Origin of the sequence: Paenibacillus planticolens, assembly GCF_013141725.1 — a bacterium.
GTDB classification, from domain to species: Bacteria; Bacillota; Bacilli; order Paenibacillales; family NBRC-103111; genus Paenibacillus_E; species Paenibacillus_E planticolens.
The window spans coordinates 277,003-291,937 of the sequence record NZ_WHNZ01000022.1; the positions used below are offsets into that span (position 1 = coordinate 277,003).

At 46.5% G+C, this 14,935-nt stretch carries 13 protein-coding genes and 1 pseudogene; 1 reads left to right on the forward strand and 13 read right to left on the reverse strand.

Annotation, left to right across the window (positions count from 1 at the left end):
* Positions 1 to 113: 113 nt before the first annotated feature.
* The 11 genes and pseudogenes from GC097_RS12315 to GC097_RS12365 form a co-directional block, all read right to left on the reverse strand.
* Positions 114 to 898, reverse strand: a pseudogene (locus tag GC097_RS12315) (ABC transporter permease).
* Between the two features lie 21 nt (positions 899 to 919).
* Complete coding sequence (locus tag GC097_RS12320; RefSeq protein WP_171683589.1) at positions 920 to 1,735, reverse strand: ABC transporter permease; 816 nt, start codon at positions 1,733 to 1,735, stop codon at positions 920 to 922.
* Entirely contained in the window at positions 1,732 to 2,736 is a 1,005-nt protein-coding gene (locus GC097_RS12325; RefSeq protein ID WP_171683590.1) for an ABC transporter ATP-binding protein, read from the reverse strand. The genes GC097_RS12320 and GC097_RS12325 overlap by 4 nt, the downstream gene beginning before the upstream one ends.
* Positions 2,729 to 3,157 carry a DUF309 domain-containing protein gene (locus tag GC097_RS12330; RefSeq protein ID WP_171683591.1) on the reverse strand — a complete coding sequence of 143 codons (429 nt, stop codon included), beginning with the start codon at positions 3,155 to 3,157 and terminating at the stop codon, positions 2,729 to 2,731. The genes GC097_RS12325 and GC097_RS12330 overlap by 8 nt, the downstream gene beginning before the upstream one ends.
* A 3-nt stretch (positions 3,158 to 3,160) precedes the next feature.
* A complete protein-coding gene (gene yjbM, locus GC097_RS12335; protein ID WP_171683592.1) occupies positions 3,161 to 3,958 on the reverse strand; it encodes a GTP diphosphokinase in 798 nt (265 codons plus the stop codon).
* Between the two features lie 26 nt (positions 3,959 to 3,984).
* Entirely contained in the window at positions 3,985 to 5,082 is a 1,098-nt protein-coding gene (locus tag GC097_RS12340) for a quinone-dependent dihydroorotate dehydrogenase (protein ID WP_171683593.1), read from the reverse strand.
* A gap of 153 nt (positions 5,083 to 5,235) precedes the next feature.
* Entirely contained in the window at positions 5,236 to 6,069 is an 834-nt protein-coding gene (locus GC097_RS12345; protein ID WP_171683594.1) for a PRD domain-containing protein, read from the reverse strand.
* An 82-nt stretch (positions 6,070 to 6,151) separates the two neighbouring features.
* The gene (locus GC097_RS12350) at positions 6,152 to 7,606 is read right to left on the reverse strand and encodes a PTS transporter subunit EIIC (protein WP_246294168.1); all 1,455 of its coding nucleotides are present in this window, start codon (positions 7,604 to 7,606) and stop codon (positions 6,152 to 6,154) included.
* A gap of 138 nt (positions 7,607 to 7,744) precedes the next feature.
* Complete coding sequence (locus GC097_RS12355; RefSeq protein WP_171683595.1) at positions 7,745 to 8,584, reverse strand: carbohydrate ABC transporter permease; 840 nt, start codon at positions 8,582 to 8,584, stop codon at positions 7,745 to 7,747.
* Positions 8,585 to 8,629: 45 nt separating this feature from the next.
* On the reverse strand, positions 8,630 to 9,535 hold the full coding sequence (locus GC097_RS12360; RefSeq protein ID WP_171683596.1) for a carbohydrate ABC transporter permease: 906 nt from the start codon (positions 9,533 to 9,535) through the stop codon (positions 8,630 to 8,632).
* An 87-nt stretch (positions 9,536 to 9,622) separates the two neighbouring features.
* A complete protein-coding gene (locus tag GC097_RS12365; RefSeq protein WP_171683597.1) occupies positions 9,623 to 10,981 on the reverse strand; it encodes an ABC transporter substrate-binding protein in 1,359 nt (452 codons plus the stop codon).
* A gap of 365 nt (positions 10,982 to 11,346) precedes the next feature.
* On the opposite strand from GC097_RS12365, the gene GC097_RS34715 reads away from it, so the two are divergent.
* A complete protein-coding gene (locus GC097_RS34715; protein WP_281364287.1) occupies positions 11,347 to 11,481 on the forward strand; it encodes a hypothetical protein in 135 nt (44 codons plus the stop codon).
* Between the two features lie 159 nt (positions 11,482 to 11,640).
* Here GC097_RS34715 and GC097_RS12370 read toward each other — a convergent pair whose 3' ends face one another.
* Together GC097_RS12370 and GC097_RS12375 are read right to left on the reverse strand one after the other, a co-directional pair.
* Positions 11,641 to 13,293, reverse strand: a complete 1,653-nt coding sequence (locus GC097_RS12370; protein WP_171683598.1) for a L,D-transpeptidase — start codon at positions 13,291 to 13,293, stop codon at positions 11,641 to 11,643.
* A 5-nt stretch (positions 13,294 to 13,298) separates the two neighbouring features.
* Positions 13,299 to 14,906 (reverse strand): stalk domain-containing protein, encoded by a 1,608-nt coding sequence (locus GC097_RS12375; RefSeq protein ID WP_171683599.1) that lies wholly within the window; start codon positions 14,904 to 14,906, stop codon positions 13,299 to 13,301.
* Positions 14,907 to 14,935 lie beyond the last annotated feature (29 nt).

Consider the following 14,935-nt stretch of genomic DNA (forward strand, 5'->3'; position numbering starts at 1 on the left):
TGCTTAAGGAAAGTTTTCCCTGATGGCCGCAAAATTATGTATGAAAGGTCAATTGAGCAGCAAAAAAGGACCTCATCCCCAGCCGGAGAGAAGTCCTTTTCAGTAACCGATTTTCAGCTGCTAGCACTCGTATAATGACGCAGCGCGAATTTCCATAACACACGTGTCAAAGCCAAACAAACGAGCGCAATCCCCACACTCCAAGCAACCTGCCAGCCACTGATATGTCCAATGAGAGCGGAAGCAGGGAAGGTTGTGATGAAAGCTATAGGAAATATATACGTAAGGTGAAACGTAGAAATCCTTTGTACACCGAAACCGGAAAACGTGCCGTCTCAAAAAAAGAGCTGAATAAATAAGACAAATTGTCTACCTTCACAGCCCAGAATGAAAACATCATCATCCCCATCCAAAGCGAATAAACCACCGCAAGCGATGCCACAAAAACAATAGCGAACTCAATAAGCATAAGCAAGCTAGGAATGACTTCAAGCTGCCAAAGCGCGTAGGCAACCAAAGCAAGTCCGAGTACAACGTCCGACAATCGCCAGAAAACAAGATGTCTGAAGCTAATGTAAAACTGGCTGTCTACGGGCTTCATCAATACGAAATCCAAAGTCCCTTTGCGGATATGATTAACAAGACGAGACATATTAGGCTGTAAAACAAATTCAATAAACCCATGCACCGCATTGAATATGCCTAGCAGCACGAGCACTTCGTAGAAGTCCCAACCGCCAATTTCTTCTGTCCGATAAAAGTACAATTGCACCGTCAATATCGCCATGGCCAGCCATAACACCGTCGACAATATATTTGCCGCAAAATTAGCGCGATACTCGAACTCTTCAACGATGCAAGCACGCATAAACTCTCGAAGCAATTGCACGTATTTCATCGAAGGCTGCACTCTCCTTTCTCATCCGCCAACAGCCCCATATTTCTTAATGCCTTTCTTCCACAGCAATCGAAACGTGACGAGCAGAATGATAAGCCATGCGAATTGGATCGCGAAATTGGTAAGAATTGCGGGCGAACCAATCTCGATTTTGCCCACTAAGAGCTCTACCGGAAAACCAACGGTTCCATAGAAGGGCAGCCATGCCGCTACTTCTTCAACCCATGAGGGAAACATGCTTAATGGCGCAATCCGGCCTGCAAGAAAAAGATGAATGCCCTCGTAAAGGCTGTAAATGGCCGTCGCCCGATTCGTCCAAAAGGCCAACAAGCCGAACTCGAAGCCGATCAGGAACCGGATCACGGATGAAAAGACAATAGCGCAGAAGAAAAGCACGATTATTTCCAAGGAAATATTTAGCCTAAGCATCGGGAACAACGCTGCCGCTATCGCCCACGCCGGTAGTAATATAAACGCGAAAAACAGCTTGTACACAAGGTTTTGAGAAATGCTCCAGTGCACGGGGTGAAAAGGCCGTACGAGCTTCGTTGACAGCGATCCGTCCTGAATGCTGGTGTCCAGCTCCCAGACATCCCAAGTGCTTGTCAAACGATCAACCAAAAGAACACCAAGAAAATACACCATATAATCATGCGCATTATAGCCGCCAACCGTTTGATTATTGCTTATCGACAACCAAACGGCCATAGAGACAAGCGGCTGAATAAAGGCGCCAACCATCCAGATCAGCGATTCGCTTCGGTATGCAAACATAACCGCCCATTCAACCCGAAGCAGCATGCGGTATTTTTGCCAAAATAAAGCCATTCCCTTCATGAGCCGCTGCTTCCCCCTTCGGTCTTCGCCTCAAAGGCTTGGGCGATCACCGATTCCATGGATGGATCTTCGATCGTTAAATCCAATACGCTGAGCTTGGATAACAGCCTTGCCGAAAGCACGGACACTTGCTCTCTGGGCACATCCACATCGACATTTGGAAATTCAAAATTCACTAACGTTCCCATCCCGCGAATAACGTCCGCAAGTTCATGCTCCTGAGTGCGTTCAGCCAGTTGAAGTCGAATGCGCTTATTAGGCGCATATTTGTCTATCAACTGGTTGATCGCTCCATCGTATAGAAGCCGTCCTTTGCCGATGACCAGCACCCGTTCGCATAGAGCTGTAACATCAGCCATGTAATGGCTCGTGAGCAGAATTGTCGCTTTGTATTTGCGGCTGTAGTCCTGAATGAACCGCCGCATCACTTCCTGCATATTCACGTCAAGCCCAATCGTCGGCTCATCGAGAAATACGATCCTGGGCCGGTGCAGCAGCGCTGCGGCCAGCTCGCACTTCATTCGCTCTCCGAGCGACAGCTGTCTGACCGGCTTTCGGATCACTTCTTCCAGCTGCAGAAGCTGTACCAGGTCCGACAATGTTTCTTCATAGGCCTGATCGGGAATTTCGTAAATCACTTTATTCACCAGAAACGTTTCTGCAGCGGGAAGATCCCAGATCAGCTGGCTTTTTTGCCCCATGACCAAAGAAATCTGCTTCTTAAATTCCTTTTTATGCTGAAAAGGAACAAAACCGCCTACCGTCACTTCACCGCCTGAAGGATGAAGCAGTCCGCTCAGCACTTTCATCGTTGTTGTTTTGCCGGCCCCGTTCGGTCCAAGAAAAGCGACGATCTCGCCTTCCGGGATGTAAAAGGATACATCATCTACGGCTTTAACCGTTCGAAATTTACGATGGAACAAGCTTTTGAGTGAAGCGACGAAGCCCGGCTCCCGTTCGTGGACCTGGTACCATTTGCTCAGCTTGCGAACTTCAATCATGGCTATCCTCCTCGTCATGCTGGGGTGGATGCTGCTTCATATGTTCCAGAAGTTCAACGAGTTCCGGATCAACGAGATGGATTGTAAGGTCATACGGAGCAAAAGGTTCTTCTTTTATACGGTGGAGCCTCGCAACATAGAACTTGCTATCTTCGACCAAGCTTCCCAAATCGATTCCAAGCGAATCCGCCGGATAAGGCGCCAATTTATCCAATCCCGCGCTAAAAAGCTTAATGGAACCGCTTACGTTTCCATTCGCATGATGATAAAGGCCCACTGCAATTTGCAGTAGACCTTGATATAGAGGGCTCCGGCCTTCTTCCAGCCAAAGCTCCTCCATCACCTCATGACATTCAAAATAATCGCGCAGCTCGTTAAAATAATACAGGTAAGCCACATATAAACGATCGTAAGCAGCCATAGATCAGTTTAGATCTCCTTTTTTCGCTCGGGCGATTGCGATCTCAAGATCAGTAGACAAATCGCTCAAGCCGTCTTCCGTTTCCCAAATCTCGTTGAATCTTAGCTGAAATTGAGCTGCTTCCCGAACCCTATGATAGAAATAAAGCTCCTGAATGTTGCTCAGTACTTTATTGACTAAATTCGAGTTATCTTCAAACATTTTCTGCGATTCAACAATTTCACCGCGAATGCTGGACATTTCCTGATCTAAGAGATAAGCGGCCTCTGCCGCTTTACTCAAACGAGCCCTGACATCATCCGGCAGTTGCTCTTTATATTTATAATTTAAGGAATGCTCAATTGTAGCCCAAAAGTTCATAGCGAGCGTTCGAATTTGCACCTCGGCCAAAATTCTCTTCATTCCTAAAGCCGTCTGTACCGGATATTCAATAATAATATGAAAACTTCGATACCCGCTCGGTTTCTTATTTGTAATATAATCTTTCTCGTAGACAACGCTCATATCCTGCCTGCTGCGGATGAGTTCTGCCAGACGCTCGATATCCGCTTCAAACTGACACATGATCCGAATGCCCGCGATGTCCTCGATACCGGATTCCAATTGATCCATTGGTACGTTCAAACGCTTCGCTTTTTCCAGCATGCTTGATATTTTCTTAACGCGGCCTGTTACGAATTCAATGGGGGCATATTCTTCTCTGCTTTTGAGTTCGCCGCGCAGCGTTTTAAACTTCACCTTCAATTCTTCCACCGCTTGTTCGTAAGGCAGGAGAAATTTCTTCCAGTCTCGTCCATCCATTGATTTTTCCTCCATTCCAAATGAAGTCAGTTGTGATCTGCACCGATTGCCTGGGAAATATGAGTATATCCATCTTTTTGGAGTAAATCTTGGAGTCCCCTATTAATGTTAGTAAGAATGCCGGGACCCTCATAGATTAATCCGGTATAAACTTCAACTAAGCTGGCACCGGCCCGAATCTTGTCATAGGCATCCCTAGCCGTGAAAATCCCGCCAGCTCCTATGATCGGCAGCTTGCCCTCGGTCAACTGATAGACGCGTCGAATGACCTCAGTGGATCGCTCTGTCAGCGGTCTTCCACTAAGCCCGCCTGCTTGCGAACGGTTGGCATGTACGAGTCCGGCTCTGCTTAACGTTGTGTTCGTCGCAATGATCCCCGAAACTCCGCTGTCCTTAATCGTGTGTACGGTTAATTCAAGCTCATCATCGGTGAGATCAGGCGCTATTTTTACAAGGACAGGCTTGCCGGTGTGTGCATGCTTAGTCTGTTGAAGCTGCATTTCGGCGGTAACCGCATCAAGCAATCGCTTCAAATCATTCCCATGCTGTAAATTACGCAAATCCGGCGTGTTTGGTGAGCTAATATTGACGACAAAGAAATCGCCGTATGTATATAAGTCCCGGATGCAAGCCCGATAATCCTCTTCGGCCTGCTCGTTCGGAGTCGTTTTATTTTTACCTATGTTGATCGCTACCGGAATGGCTCGTTTGCCTGTCTTTTGCAAGTTGTGAGCCATCTCATCCGTTCCTACATTATTGAAGCCCATCCGATTGATGAGCGCCCTGTCTTCGGGCAAACGAAATAACCGCGGCAGCTCATTGCCTGGTTGGGGTTTGGGGGTTATGGTACCAACTTCCATGAATCCAAATCCAAGCTGCGAGAAGCCTTTCACTGCTTTTGCATTTTTGTCTAACCCTGCGGCCAAACCGACCGGATTGGCAAACTCCAGTCCCCATATACGCTGGTTCATGAGAGGCGAGTTCTGCACTCCGTACATCGATTTAAGTAATTGCGCTCCGCCTGGGAAACGAGTTACCGCGCTTAGACCGTCAATGGTCAGATGATGCGCCTTCTCAGGGTCCATTCGAAACAAAATCGGTTTTGCTATCTTCTTATACAGCATGTCCTATGCACTCCGTTCTCTAATGACTCTAACAGTCAGTTTAGCTGACATTGTGCAATTATGCAATCCACTGTAAGTCTTAAACATAGGATTTAAACAAAAAATCCCTGCTCCATAACGGTTGCAAGGGAATAGATCCTGCTATGCCAAACTCTATACTTCCGAGCGTTGAAGCAGCCGTTCCAAGTGCATCGTGAGATACCCGGTTTCGTCGTCCGCCACTTCCATTTGCAGGGCATCGCTGAGCATAAGCGACAGTACTTTTGCCTTCACAAACGTGTCTCCGTACTCTTCTTTAATTTTATTAAGCAGCGTATTTTGCAGTGTCTTTCTTTGTTTCACCCGCTCGATGACACCTTTCAAATGACTGATGAATCGCAATGTGGAGAAGGAATCGTCGAAGTTAAAACCTAATTCTTTCGCCGATTCGATCGTCTTCGAGACGATTCTGACCACCGCTAAGGAATCAGATGCCTGATCCTTTTTGCGGGCGCTATTGAAATGCATCGTCAAGAACGCGACTTCATCTTCGGGCAATTTGACATCCAGGTGTTCATTGAGGAATTCGACGGACTTCTTGGCTACTTTATACTCCTCCGGGTACATATAGCCAATTTCATAAGCAAATGGATTTGTGATGAAAATGCCCCGTTTTTGCCGCTCGACTGCAAAATTAATATGGTCTACTAACGATGCGTGAATCGTTTCTGAGAAATCGCCTTCCAGCATGCTTTGCGCGTACGCGATCACCTCTTCTGTGATCCCGATAATTTGCAAGTCAACCGCATTAAGGATTTGTTCATAGTTCCTAAGCACCTCTGATGTATGCAAAAGGAATTCTTGCGTAATTTCTGCTTCATCGATAGGCATACCCGGTGTCTTCTTAAAACCGATCCCTTTACCAAAAGCAATCGAGTTTTTCCCTGATGTCAAATGCGCCATCACCACGTTGTGTGAGAGTACATGGATGATCGTCCGTTCAATCATTAGACACCTCCTAATCTTTGTTTCGGGGTCCCCGCAAAGTAACCGGAATAGACCTCGAAGAGTCACAGTGTCACTTTGTGGGTTAAATTGAGGCTTGTCCTGATTTGTCTTTTTGCTTGTGAAGCATAGGTTTAATACTTTCGCGAATATGCTCTGATTCCGTGCCGAATACGACGTGAACGTTGCCTTTTCCCAATCGAATGACCCCTATTGCGCCAAGCTCTTTAAGTTCGTTGTCCAAGACGAGTTTCTCTTCATTGACGAGCAAACGCAGCCGCGTGATGCAAGCATCAATAGAAATAATATTTGAAGGCCCTCCGATATGTCTCAAAATACGGGCTAGGCGGTCTTCCTTGATTTCCACAGGCGGACTAACATCCACTTCTACCTGCTCAACCGTTTCGTCCCGGCTGGACACTTTCATTGGAAAGAAATACAGATACAGCCGAAACGTTAGATAATAAAGAATAAAGTATCCTGCACCTACAAGGAGAATCAGATAAGGATTCGTAGATATGTGCCAATTCAGTACAAAATCGATGAAACCAGCGGAAAAACCAAACCCCATTTTCACCTGAAGCACATTCATTAGCAGCATCGAAATACCCGTTAAGCAGGCATGTATAATGTATAAGCCCGGGGCTACGAACATAAAAGCAAACTCGATGGGCTCCGTAACACCCGTTAAGAAGCTGGTTAAACCAGCGCTCAGCAGAACTGGACCAAGAAGTGATTTATTGATCGTTGATGAACTTTTAAACAAGGCGAGAGCTGCAGCAGGAAGTCCAAACATAATAACAGGATAAAATCCTGTCATAAACATGCCCGCTCCCGGATCACCCGCAAAAAACCGGGAGATGTCGCCATGCACGATTTTGCCTGTCGCTGTGGTGTAATCCCCGATTTGAAACCATGCGATATTATTAATGATGTGATGTAAGCCAGTGGGAATCAGCAGGCGATTCATAATCCCATAGATGAGGACGCCGATATTTCCATTGTCAACAATCCATATGCCGAAAATGCTGATCGCTTTTTGGACCGGAGGCCAAATGGATCCCATCAACAGCCCAAGAAACACCATCGCCATAGCCGTTAGTAAGGGGACAAACCGCTTCCCCCCGAAGAAGCCTAATGCTTTCGGCAATCGAATATTCTGGAATCGGTTAAAGAATGTCGCAGAAATCACTCCGACAAGCATGCCGCCGAGTACCCCCATATCCAAGAACTCCGCCGAATCGGTACCGGTATGAAAAAGCTGTAAAACCTTATTAAACACGAGATAGCCGACCGTAGCTGCCAATGCCGCAATTCCGTCTCCGGAGGTCAGTCCAATGGCAATGCCAATCGCAAAAATTAACGGCAAATTATCAAAAATCGCGCTTCCGCCAGACTCAAAAACATGAGCCACCTGCATAAGAAAAGGATCGCTAAATGTCATATTGCCTATACGTAAAAGAATGGATGCCGCCGGCAGAACCGCAATCGGAATCATTAAAGAACGTCCCATTTTCTGCAATAAATACATGGATCTCATGTTATGTCACCTATTAAGCCCATAAGTTTGGCCGTTCCTTATTTGCTCTTTCTATTTCCATTATAGTGGAAAAAACACCCTCCCGAAAGGATAAAATACTCTAGGAAAAGGTGTTTTTTCTATGCAGCATATATACGATTATTTCACCGCTCCTGCCGTTATCCCGCTTGCGATTTGGCGTTGGAAGATGATATATACGATTAGGGTCGGAATCGTTGTAATCAGAAGTCCTGCGAACAATGGCCCCCACTCTACGCGATATTGCATCTCCGCCTGCATGACAGCAAGACCGACCGGAAGCGTGTACTTCGTTGGTTCATTCGTCAAAACAACGCCTAAGAAGTACTCGTTCCAGTTATTCAACATATTCGTAATCATGACCGTAATAAGTCCCGGCTGCGACAAGGGCAGCATAACGCGGAAAAACGTACCATAGTGGGTTGTCCCGTCAATGATAGCGGCCTCTTCAATTTCTTTCGGCAGCGATTTGTAGAAACCGACCAGCAGAAAGATCCCAAACGGCAGATTAAGTGCGGCATAGACAAGAATTAAACCAAGCCATGTATTAATCAAATGCAAATCATTCAGCAAGAAGAACAGTGGAATGAGTGCCAGTGCGAACGGAATCATCATCGAGGAGATGTAAATCGTAAAAATGATTTTATTCCCTTTAAAATCATACCTGGCCAAAATATACGCTGTCATCGCCGCAAGAATCATACCCAGCAGGGTACTTCCAACCGTGACAACAATCGAGTTTAAGAAATAGGTGCTAAAGTTATATTTACTCCATACATAGGAGAAGTTGGACCATAACAGCGGGAACTTCGGCAGCGCCCAAGGGGCATTCAGGAAAAATTGCTCATTATTTTTGAGTGCATCGAGCAGTGTCCAAATCAAAGGATAGAGGACGGCAACACTCCAAATCAGAAGAATGATCCAGACAATCAATTTGGCTAACGGATTTTTGATCTCCATATGATAGTTCCCCTCCTTCAGAATCTTTCTTTTTCTGAGATAGCCTTAATGCATTTCGATCGTTTCTTGGCGCATGACACGCTGTAGAATGAGGGTTGTGATCAGCGAGACGATTAAGATCATGACACCGATAGCCGCTCCATAACCGAAATGATACTGTTGAAAAGCCATCCGATACAGGTAAGATCCCATCACTTGGGTTGTATTATCTGGCTGTCCTCCGTTCGTCATCAGCTGTACAATTACGAAGGATCCGTTCAGTGTCGTGATGACAATGTTGACGACCGAAACTTTAATTTGCTCCCAGATAAGCGGCATGGTAATGTTGCGGAATTGCGACCACTGACCGGCTCCATCTATATTAGCTGCTTCATAATAGGAAGCAGGAATATTCACGATTGCAGCAATCATCAAGATCATGTAGAAACCGATACCTGCCCAAATGGTAGGCGGCAGCAACATCCAAATCGTGTGCTGTGGAAAGCCCAACCACGTAATATCGACTTTTTCACCGGTGAAAAGTGACAAGAAGGCATTCAAGAATCCAATTTGAGGATTGTAAATGAAGTTCCAGAGCACACCGATAACAACGACCGAGATAACATTGGGGATAAAAAAAATCGCCCGAAAAAAGCCGGCGCCTTTCACTCTGAAGCGTGTCAATGCAACTGCGAAGAACGTTGCCAAAATCATAATGCCAATCACTTTTCCTACGACTAAGAAATAATCATTCCCAATGGCTCTAAGAACAATTGGATCTTTAAACAGTTCTTTGAAATTGTCAAAACCGATAAACGTGCTGTTCTCCGACATTCCTGACCAATCATAGAATGACTTCTGCAAGGCCTGTATAACAGGGTAGATCGTAAATACACAGAAGAACAAAAAAGTCGGAATGATGAATGAAGCGATGAATAAATTCCTTTTCCATACTTTTGACTTGGCCTTCATTCTATCCTCACCGTCCTATCATTAAAATGGCGGAGAACGCCTAAGGCGCTTGACCTTAAGAGTTCTCCGCACTGCCGAATTCAGTTATTATTTCTTTTGTTTAGCAACGACATCTGTTACGCGTTTGACCCATTCTTCAGGCGTAATCGTTCCGATTGTCAAAGCAACTGTTGCATCTTGCATCGCTTTGTCTACGTCAGCAGCGAAGGACACTGTAGGAACAACAACCGTATCAGGGGAAGACAAGAATTTCGCTGCATCTTTTACAAAGTTAGGAGCTTTGGAAGAAGAGATATCCCCTTTGATGTTGGACGGCGCACCGCTAAGCTCTGCCCACTGAGAAGCTTGTGCTTTCGAGAATACAAACTGCATGAACGCTTTCGCTGCATCTTTGTTTTTGGCTTTTTTCGCAATAGCGAATGTCGAAGTTGACGTATTCGCTACCACTTTTCCACCTTTATCCTGCGTGATGGATGGGATGAATCCGAAGTCGAAGGAAGCTGGAACGTCTTTCGCCATTTCGTTTGGCAGCCATAGACCGTTCGGGATGAAGGCATCTTTATGTTGAAGGAATAAGGATTGGGAATCCGTGTGATTGATTTGTACGGATGCTTTATCGATAAATCCTTTGTCGCGAAGTTGAACGATTTTGTTCAAACCTTTCAAGATGGCCGGGCTTTTCCAAGCATCCAGGTTGTTCGAAGCCATATCTTGCAGCAATTTGTAGTCGTTGTTGTTCGCTGATACAATCGCTGGGTACAAGATAGCACCATTGATGTAGTAAGGGTATTTACCGGTATGAATGAAAGGATTAATGCCCGCTGCTTTAATCGTATCGCTAACTTTCAAGAAATCTTCGAAATCCTTTGGCTCAGCCCAGCCTTTGTCTTTAAACAAGGCTTTGTCGTAGAAGATCCCCCATGAACTCATAACGAATGGGATGTTGTAGATTTTGCCATCGTATTGCGGCGGTTGCTGTGCAAGTAGATCAAGAATTTTTTCGCCGTCAACGTTTTTCGCATCTTTCAGCCAATCTGTCAAATCCTCAAGCTGACCGTCTGTCACCATTTGACGATCAAACAATTCAGGTCCGTCGATATATACGAAGTCAGGTGGGTTACCAGCGATCCAACGGGGTTTCGTTTGTTCGTTGATTTTTGGTCCCGCACTTTCTTTAATTTTCAAATCCGGGTTTGCTGCTTGGAAATCGGCAATCACTTTTTTCCACCATTTGTCGCCATATCCGCCGACAAAGTATTGGATTTCAAAATCGCCTGTTAATTTTTTTGCTGCTGCCGCAGTAGGCGCAGCGCTTGCAGCGACGGTTGGAGCAACGCTTGCAGCTGGTTTTGTCGATTCTGCCGGAGCAGCGGTTTTACCGCAGCCTGCTGCTACAAGCACCATTGATGCAGCTAAGCCCATTGTTGACCATTTTTTCATATTCATGTGTTCATCTTCTCCCTTTTTTAATCAATCTATTTGCTATCTGGAGTAGCGAATTCCCGGTTTAACATGCTTCCGTTTTTTGTGCTACCAACCCCTTTCATCATTCAAATACTGAAAAATAATAAAAGGGCATAGTTATAGAAGAAGACTTGCTCTTCTAATAACTAATGCCCTTATGGTAACATGTTATCAAAACTGACATATTTAATTGTTTTCACTGCTTCACGTGACTAAATATTACAATAAAATGACATGACCGTCAATACATGTTTATAAAATTTCTTTCGATCCACCATATTCTATGATCGGCCATACTTATGATATGATAGATGATATCGTATAAATTCTAAAAAAGGGTGATTCCAATGTCCAAACGTAAACCAACAGCTGTTAATCGAAGAGCCAAAGAGGAAATCAATAAAAAAGCCATCATTTGGACAGGCTCCATTTTACTTGTCGTCATCCTAGCCATGACACTACTGCTCATTTTGAACAAATGATTGCGAACCAAATGATTGAAATCATCACATTTTGAATTGTAATCGCTTTCTATATGAATGTCAACAGAAATCCTTTGTGTACATGATTCTGAATCAAAGAAGAGGCTGCCTCAATAGCAGAGTAACCTGCTCATGAGACAGCCTTTCCCTTAACTCCTTTTAATCCAGCCATTTATATTTCTTGCCTGGATTGCTGTCATTCGTCTGTAGCGGCAGCCCGAACGATTGCTCGGGCTTTCCTCTGCCCGCACCGATTCCCGGATTTCCGCCACCTGAACCCGGCTGTGGCAGCACCCCTTTGCCGATCGTCACTTTGGTTTGATGTGTCACCATGTTATAAAGCTCTTCAATATCCCCCTGCAGCATCCTCACACAGCCATGCGACTCGTCTTTCCCGATGCTCGAAGGCTTATTTGTGCCGTGAATGGCATAAAGCGTGTCGGACAACGTCATCCCGCGACTCCCGAACTCACCGTTCGATTTCCCATTCGGATTGCGAACCTTTTCGCTAATGATGAAATCGCCCAGCGGCGTTTTCTCGCCGCCTAGCCCAACAGGATAGCTGCGGATAATCGTATCGCCGCTAACTAGGGCCAGAACATATTTCTCCGTATCAATGACAATTCTGAGCGGTTCACTCAATGGATACGTAGAAGCTTTAGGCTGCGAAGAGCTTGGCACCGCGTTCTCTTTCGCTTCTTGATTGACCGGGACCTTCTCATCCGCTTGCTTCGGCTCCTGCGGTTGTCCTGCTTGGGCAAGCTCCGCTTTAAGCGTGCTGAGTGCCTGCGGAAATAGCTCCTGCATCTCTGGTGTAAGCCCAGGAAGCAGATTATACGGGTATGGCTTAGATAACTGCTCTGGTTTCTCAGGCAGCATTCCCGTCCTTTGTTGATAGGCCTTCATAGCGCTTTGCAGCACAATCGCCCGCTCCCGCTCCTGCATCCACTGATCAATGACCGGGACGATTGCGGAGCTATCGGCAGCCTGACAGGAACAAATCTGCGATTGATAGTACTTCAATGCAGCAGAACCCCCGCCTCCCCCTTCAGAAGCAACGCTAATCAGCGGACTCACCGATTTGTTCCACTCCGTCCATTTACCGTCTGCGCTTCGCGGTGCTTGCATAATAATAGATTCCCCGGCTCCTTGCCCGGACGATGTCAGGATTTGTTGAAGCTCCTTCCCCCAATCTCCCTTCGAGAAAAAGAGCTTTGTTCTCGCCTGGTCTTCCTGTTTCACAGGTGTTTGAACCGTGGGCGTCACATTTGCGGCGGGGCTTTTTTGGCCAACGCTATCGGCCCATTGCTCCTTCGCAGAATCCATCGCAGCTGGAACGGCCAATAGCAACAGAATGACCAATAACGGCATCCATTTCCCTGCGCCTTTCAGCCCCCTCTTCGATGGGGGTACGCTAACGTTATTAAGGACGGAAGAAGGGTAAGAAGGGAGCGGACCCTCAATCGTTATTTTTTGGCGCTCAAACGCCTCATAAATCTCCCCAGACTGTGCAAAACAGTAAGCCGCCTTGCCTTCTTTCCCCTGCGCCGCATATTCCCGGCCTAACAAATACCACGCCATTTTATGATCGGGATGGTCTTTCACGTATTTTTTGAGATACAGCGGATCTTCAATCGGATTATGTTGGAAAAACCGTTCCAATTGGTCATGATGATTCTTGGTTTTCAACCCGGACACCTCCCCCGCACGACTTCGAGACGGACTCTCTTGATTTTTATCGGCATAAGGTCCTTGGAGTTGAAGCTGTAAAATAAAACGAGCCTGACCAAGGTTGCCCTTGGCCAGACTCATGACGTTTACTTTGCATAAGATTTTGTACGCAAAATCGCAGTTTGCGTATCGGCGTCCCACTGAACATCCAACCCGATCTGCTCCGCAAAGAAACGAATCGGTACGAACGTGCGGTCCTGCTTCACATATGGCGCAACGTCCGTAACTTGCTTGACGTCCGCTTGTCCTGCCTGCTTTCGAACGACACCCGTGTCATCGATCGTCAACTCTACTGTTGTGTCGCCTTTGATTAACTGAACGACCTTTGTACCCGAGCGTTCGGCATATTTGACTTCAAAACCGAATGTTTCACTGATAGCGCGAACTGGAACCATCGTTCGTCCGTTTTGAATTTCAGGTTGAGCATCGAAGGAAATCACTTTCTCTCCATTTACGACCTTAATGCCCTGACTTGGCAAATCTGCTGGCAAATGATAAGGCGCTATTTTACGAATTTTGTTGTTCGAAGAGTCTGCAACGACGATATTGCCTTGAGCTGTCACAAGAACATCATTGGGGTTGTAAAATTCAGCTGCCCGCTCTACGCCGTCGGTCTCGCCCGTTTGAACGGTTCCGGCAATGGTTGTCACTTTGTCGTTCAGTAAATATCGAATGGCGTGATTTAAGCTATCCGCAATCACTATCCCGCCCTCAGAGGTCACTGTGAGACCTTTCGGGAAATCAAACTTCGCTTTCGATGCCTCACCATCGGCATAATCACCGCCCGCGTACAGCTCATTCTTCCCATAGCTCTCACCGCTAGGAGAGCCTGCAACGGTCTTCACCGTTCCTGCTTGCAAATCGATATAACGGATAAGTTGATTGCCCGTATCGCTTACATAAAGGTTGCCTTTGCTGTCCAGCGCCAAACCGGAAGGTTCATTGAACTTGGCCGCGGTTAAACTGCCGTCTTGGAATTCGCCCGCGAAAGAACTCTTGCCGGGACGAATTTCAACTGCCCGGGTGGAAGCCGCGTTTAGCGTCGAAACCGTACCATCTGCTGCGATCTTACGAATGACATGATTAAGCGAATCCGCGACATACACGGTCCCGTCTGCAGCTACCGCAACATCGCTAGGGTGATTGAAGCTTGCGTCCGCGCCTTTCCCATCCTTCTTGCCTGGAACGCCATTACCAGCCAAAGTGGTGACTTGTCCGTTCGTGTCCACTTTTCGAATCGCGTTATTTCCCGAGTCGGCTACATACACGTTCCCCTTGCTGTCAACGGCCAAACCGGTTGGCTCGTTAAAGAAAGATTGAGAAGCCTTGCCGTCAAGAAGCCCCCCCGTCGGGAACCCTTGACTATTTTTCGTCACCACGAGCTCCGGACCAGCGAACATTGAGACTTTGCCTCCTGAAACTTTTCGAATGAGATGATTGCGGGTATCCGCAATGAGAATACTGCCGTCAGGCAGCTGAACGACACTCCCAGGAGCCCGAAATCCAGCTTTTAACGCATCTCCGTTAATATCTTCAAAATCACCAATCCCCGCAAGCGTCGTGACATTAGACATGATCTGACCATTGCTCGAAAGCAGCGCATCCGCTGATAATCCCGCCGCCCAAACTGACGAACCTCCCAACAATGTTGCAGCCGCCAGAGAGGAAACGAGTATATATTTTAAAGGCTTCATAGGTTTCTCCTTTTAAGATGATTAGGTGA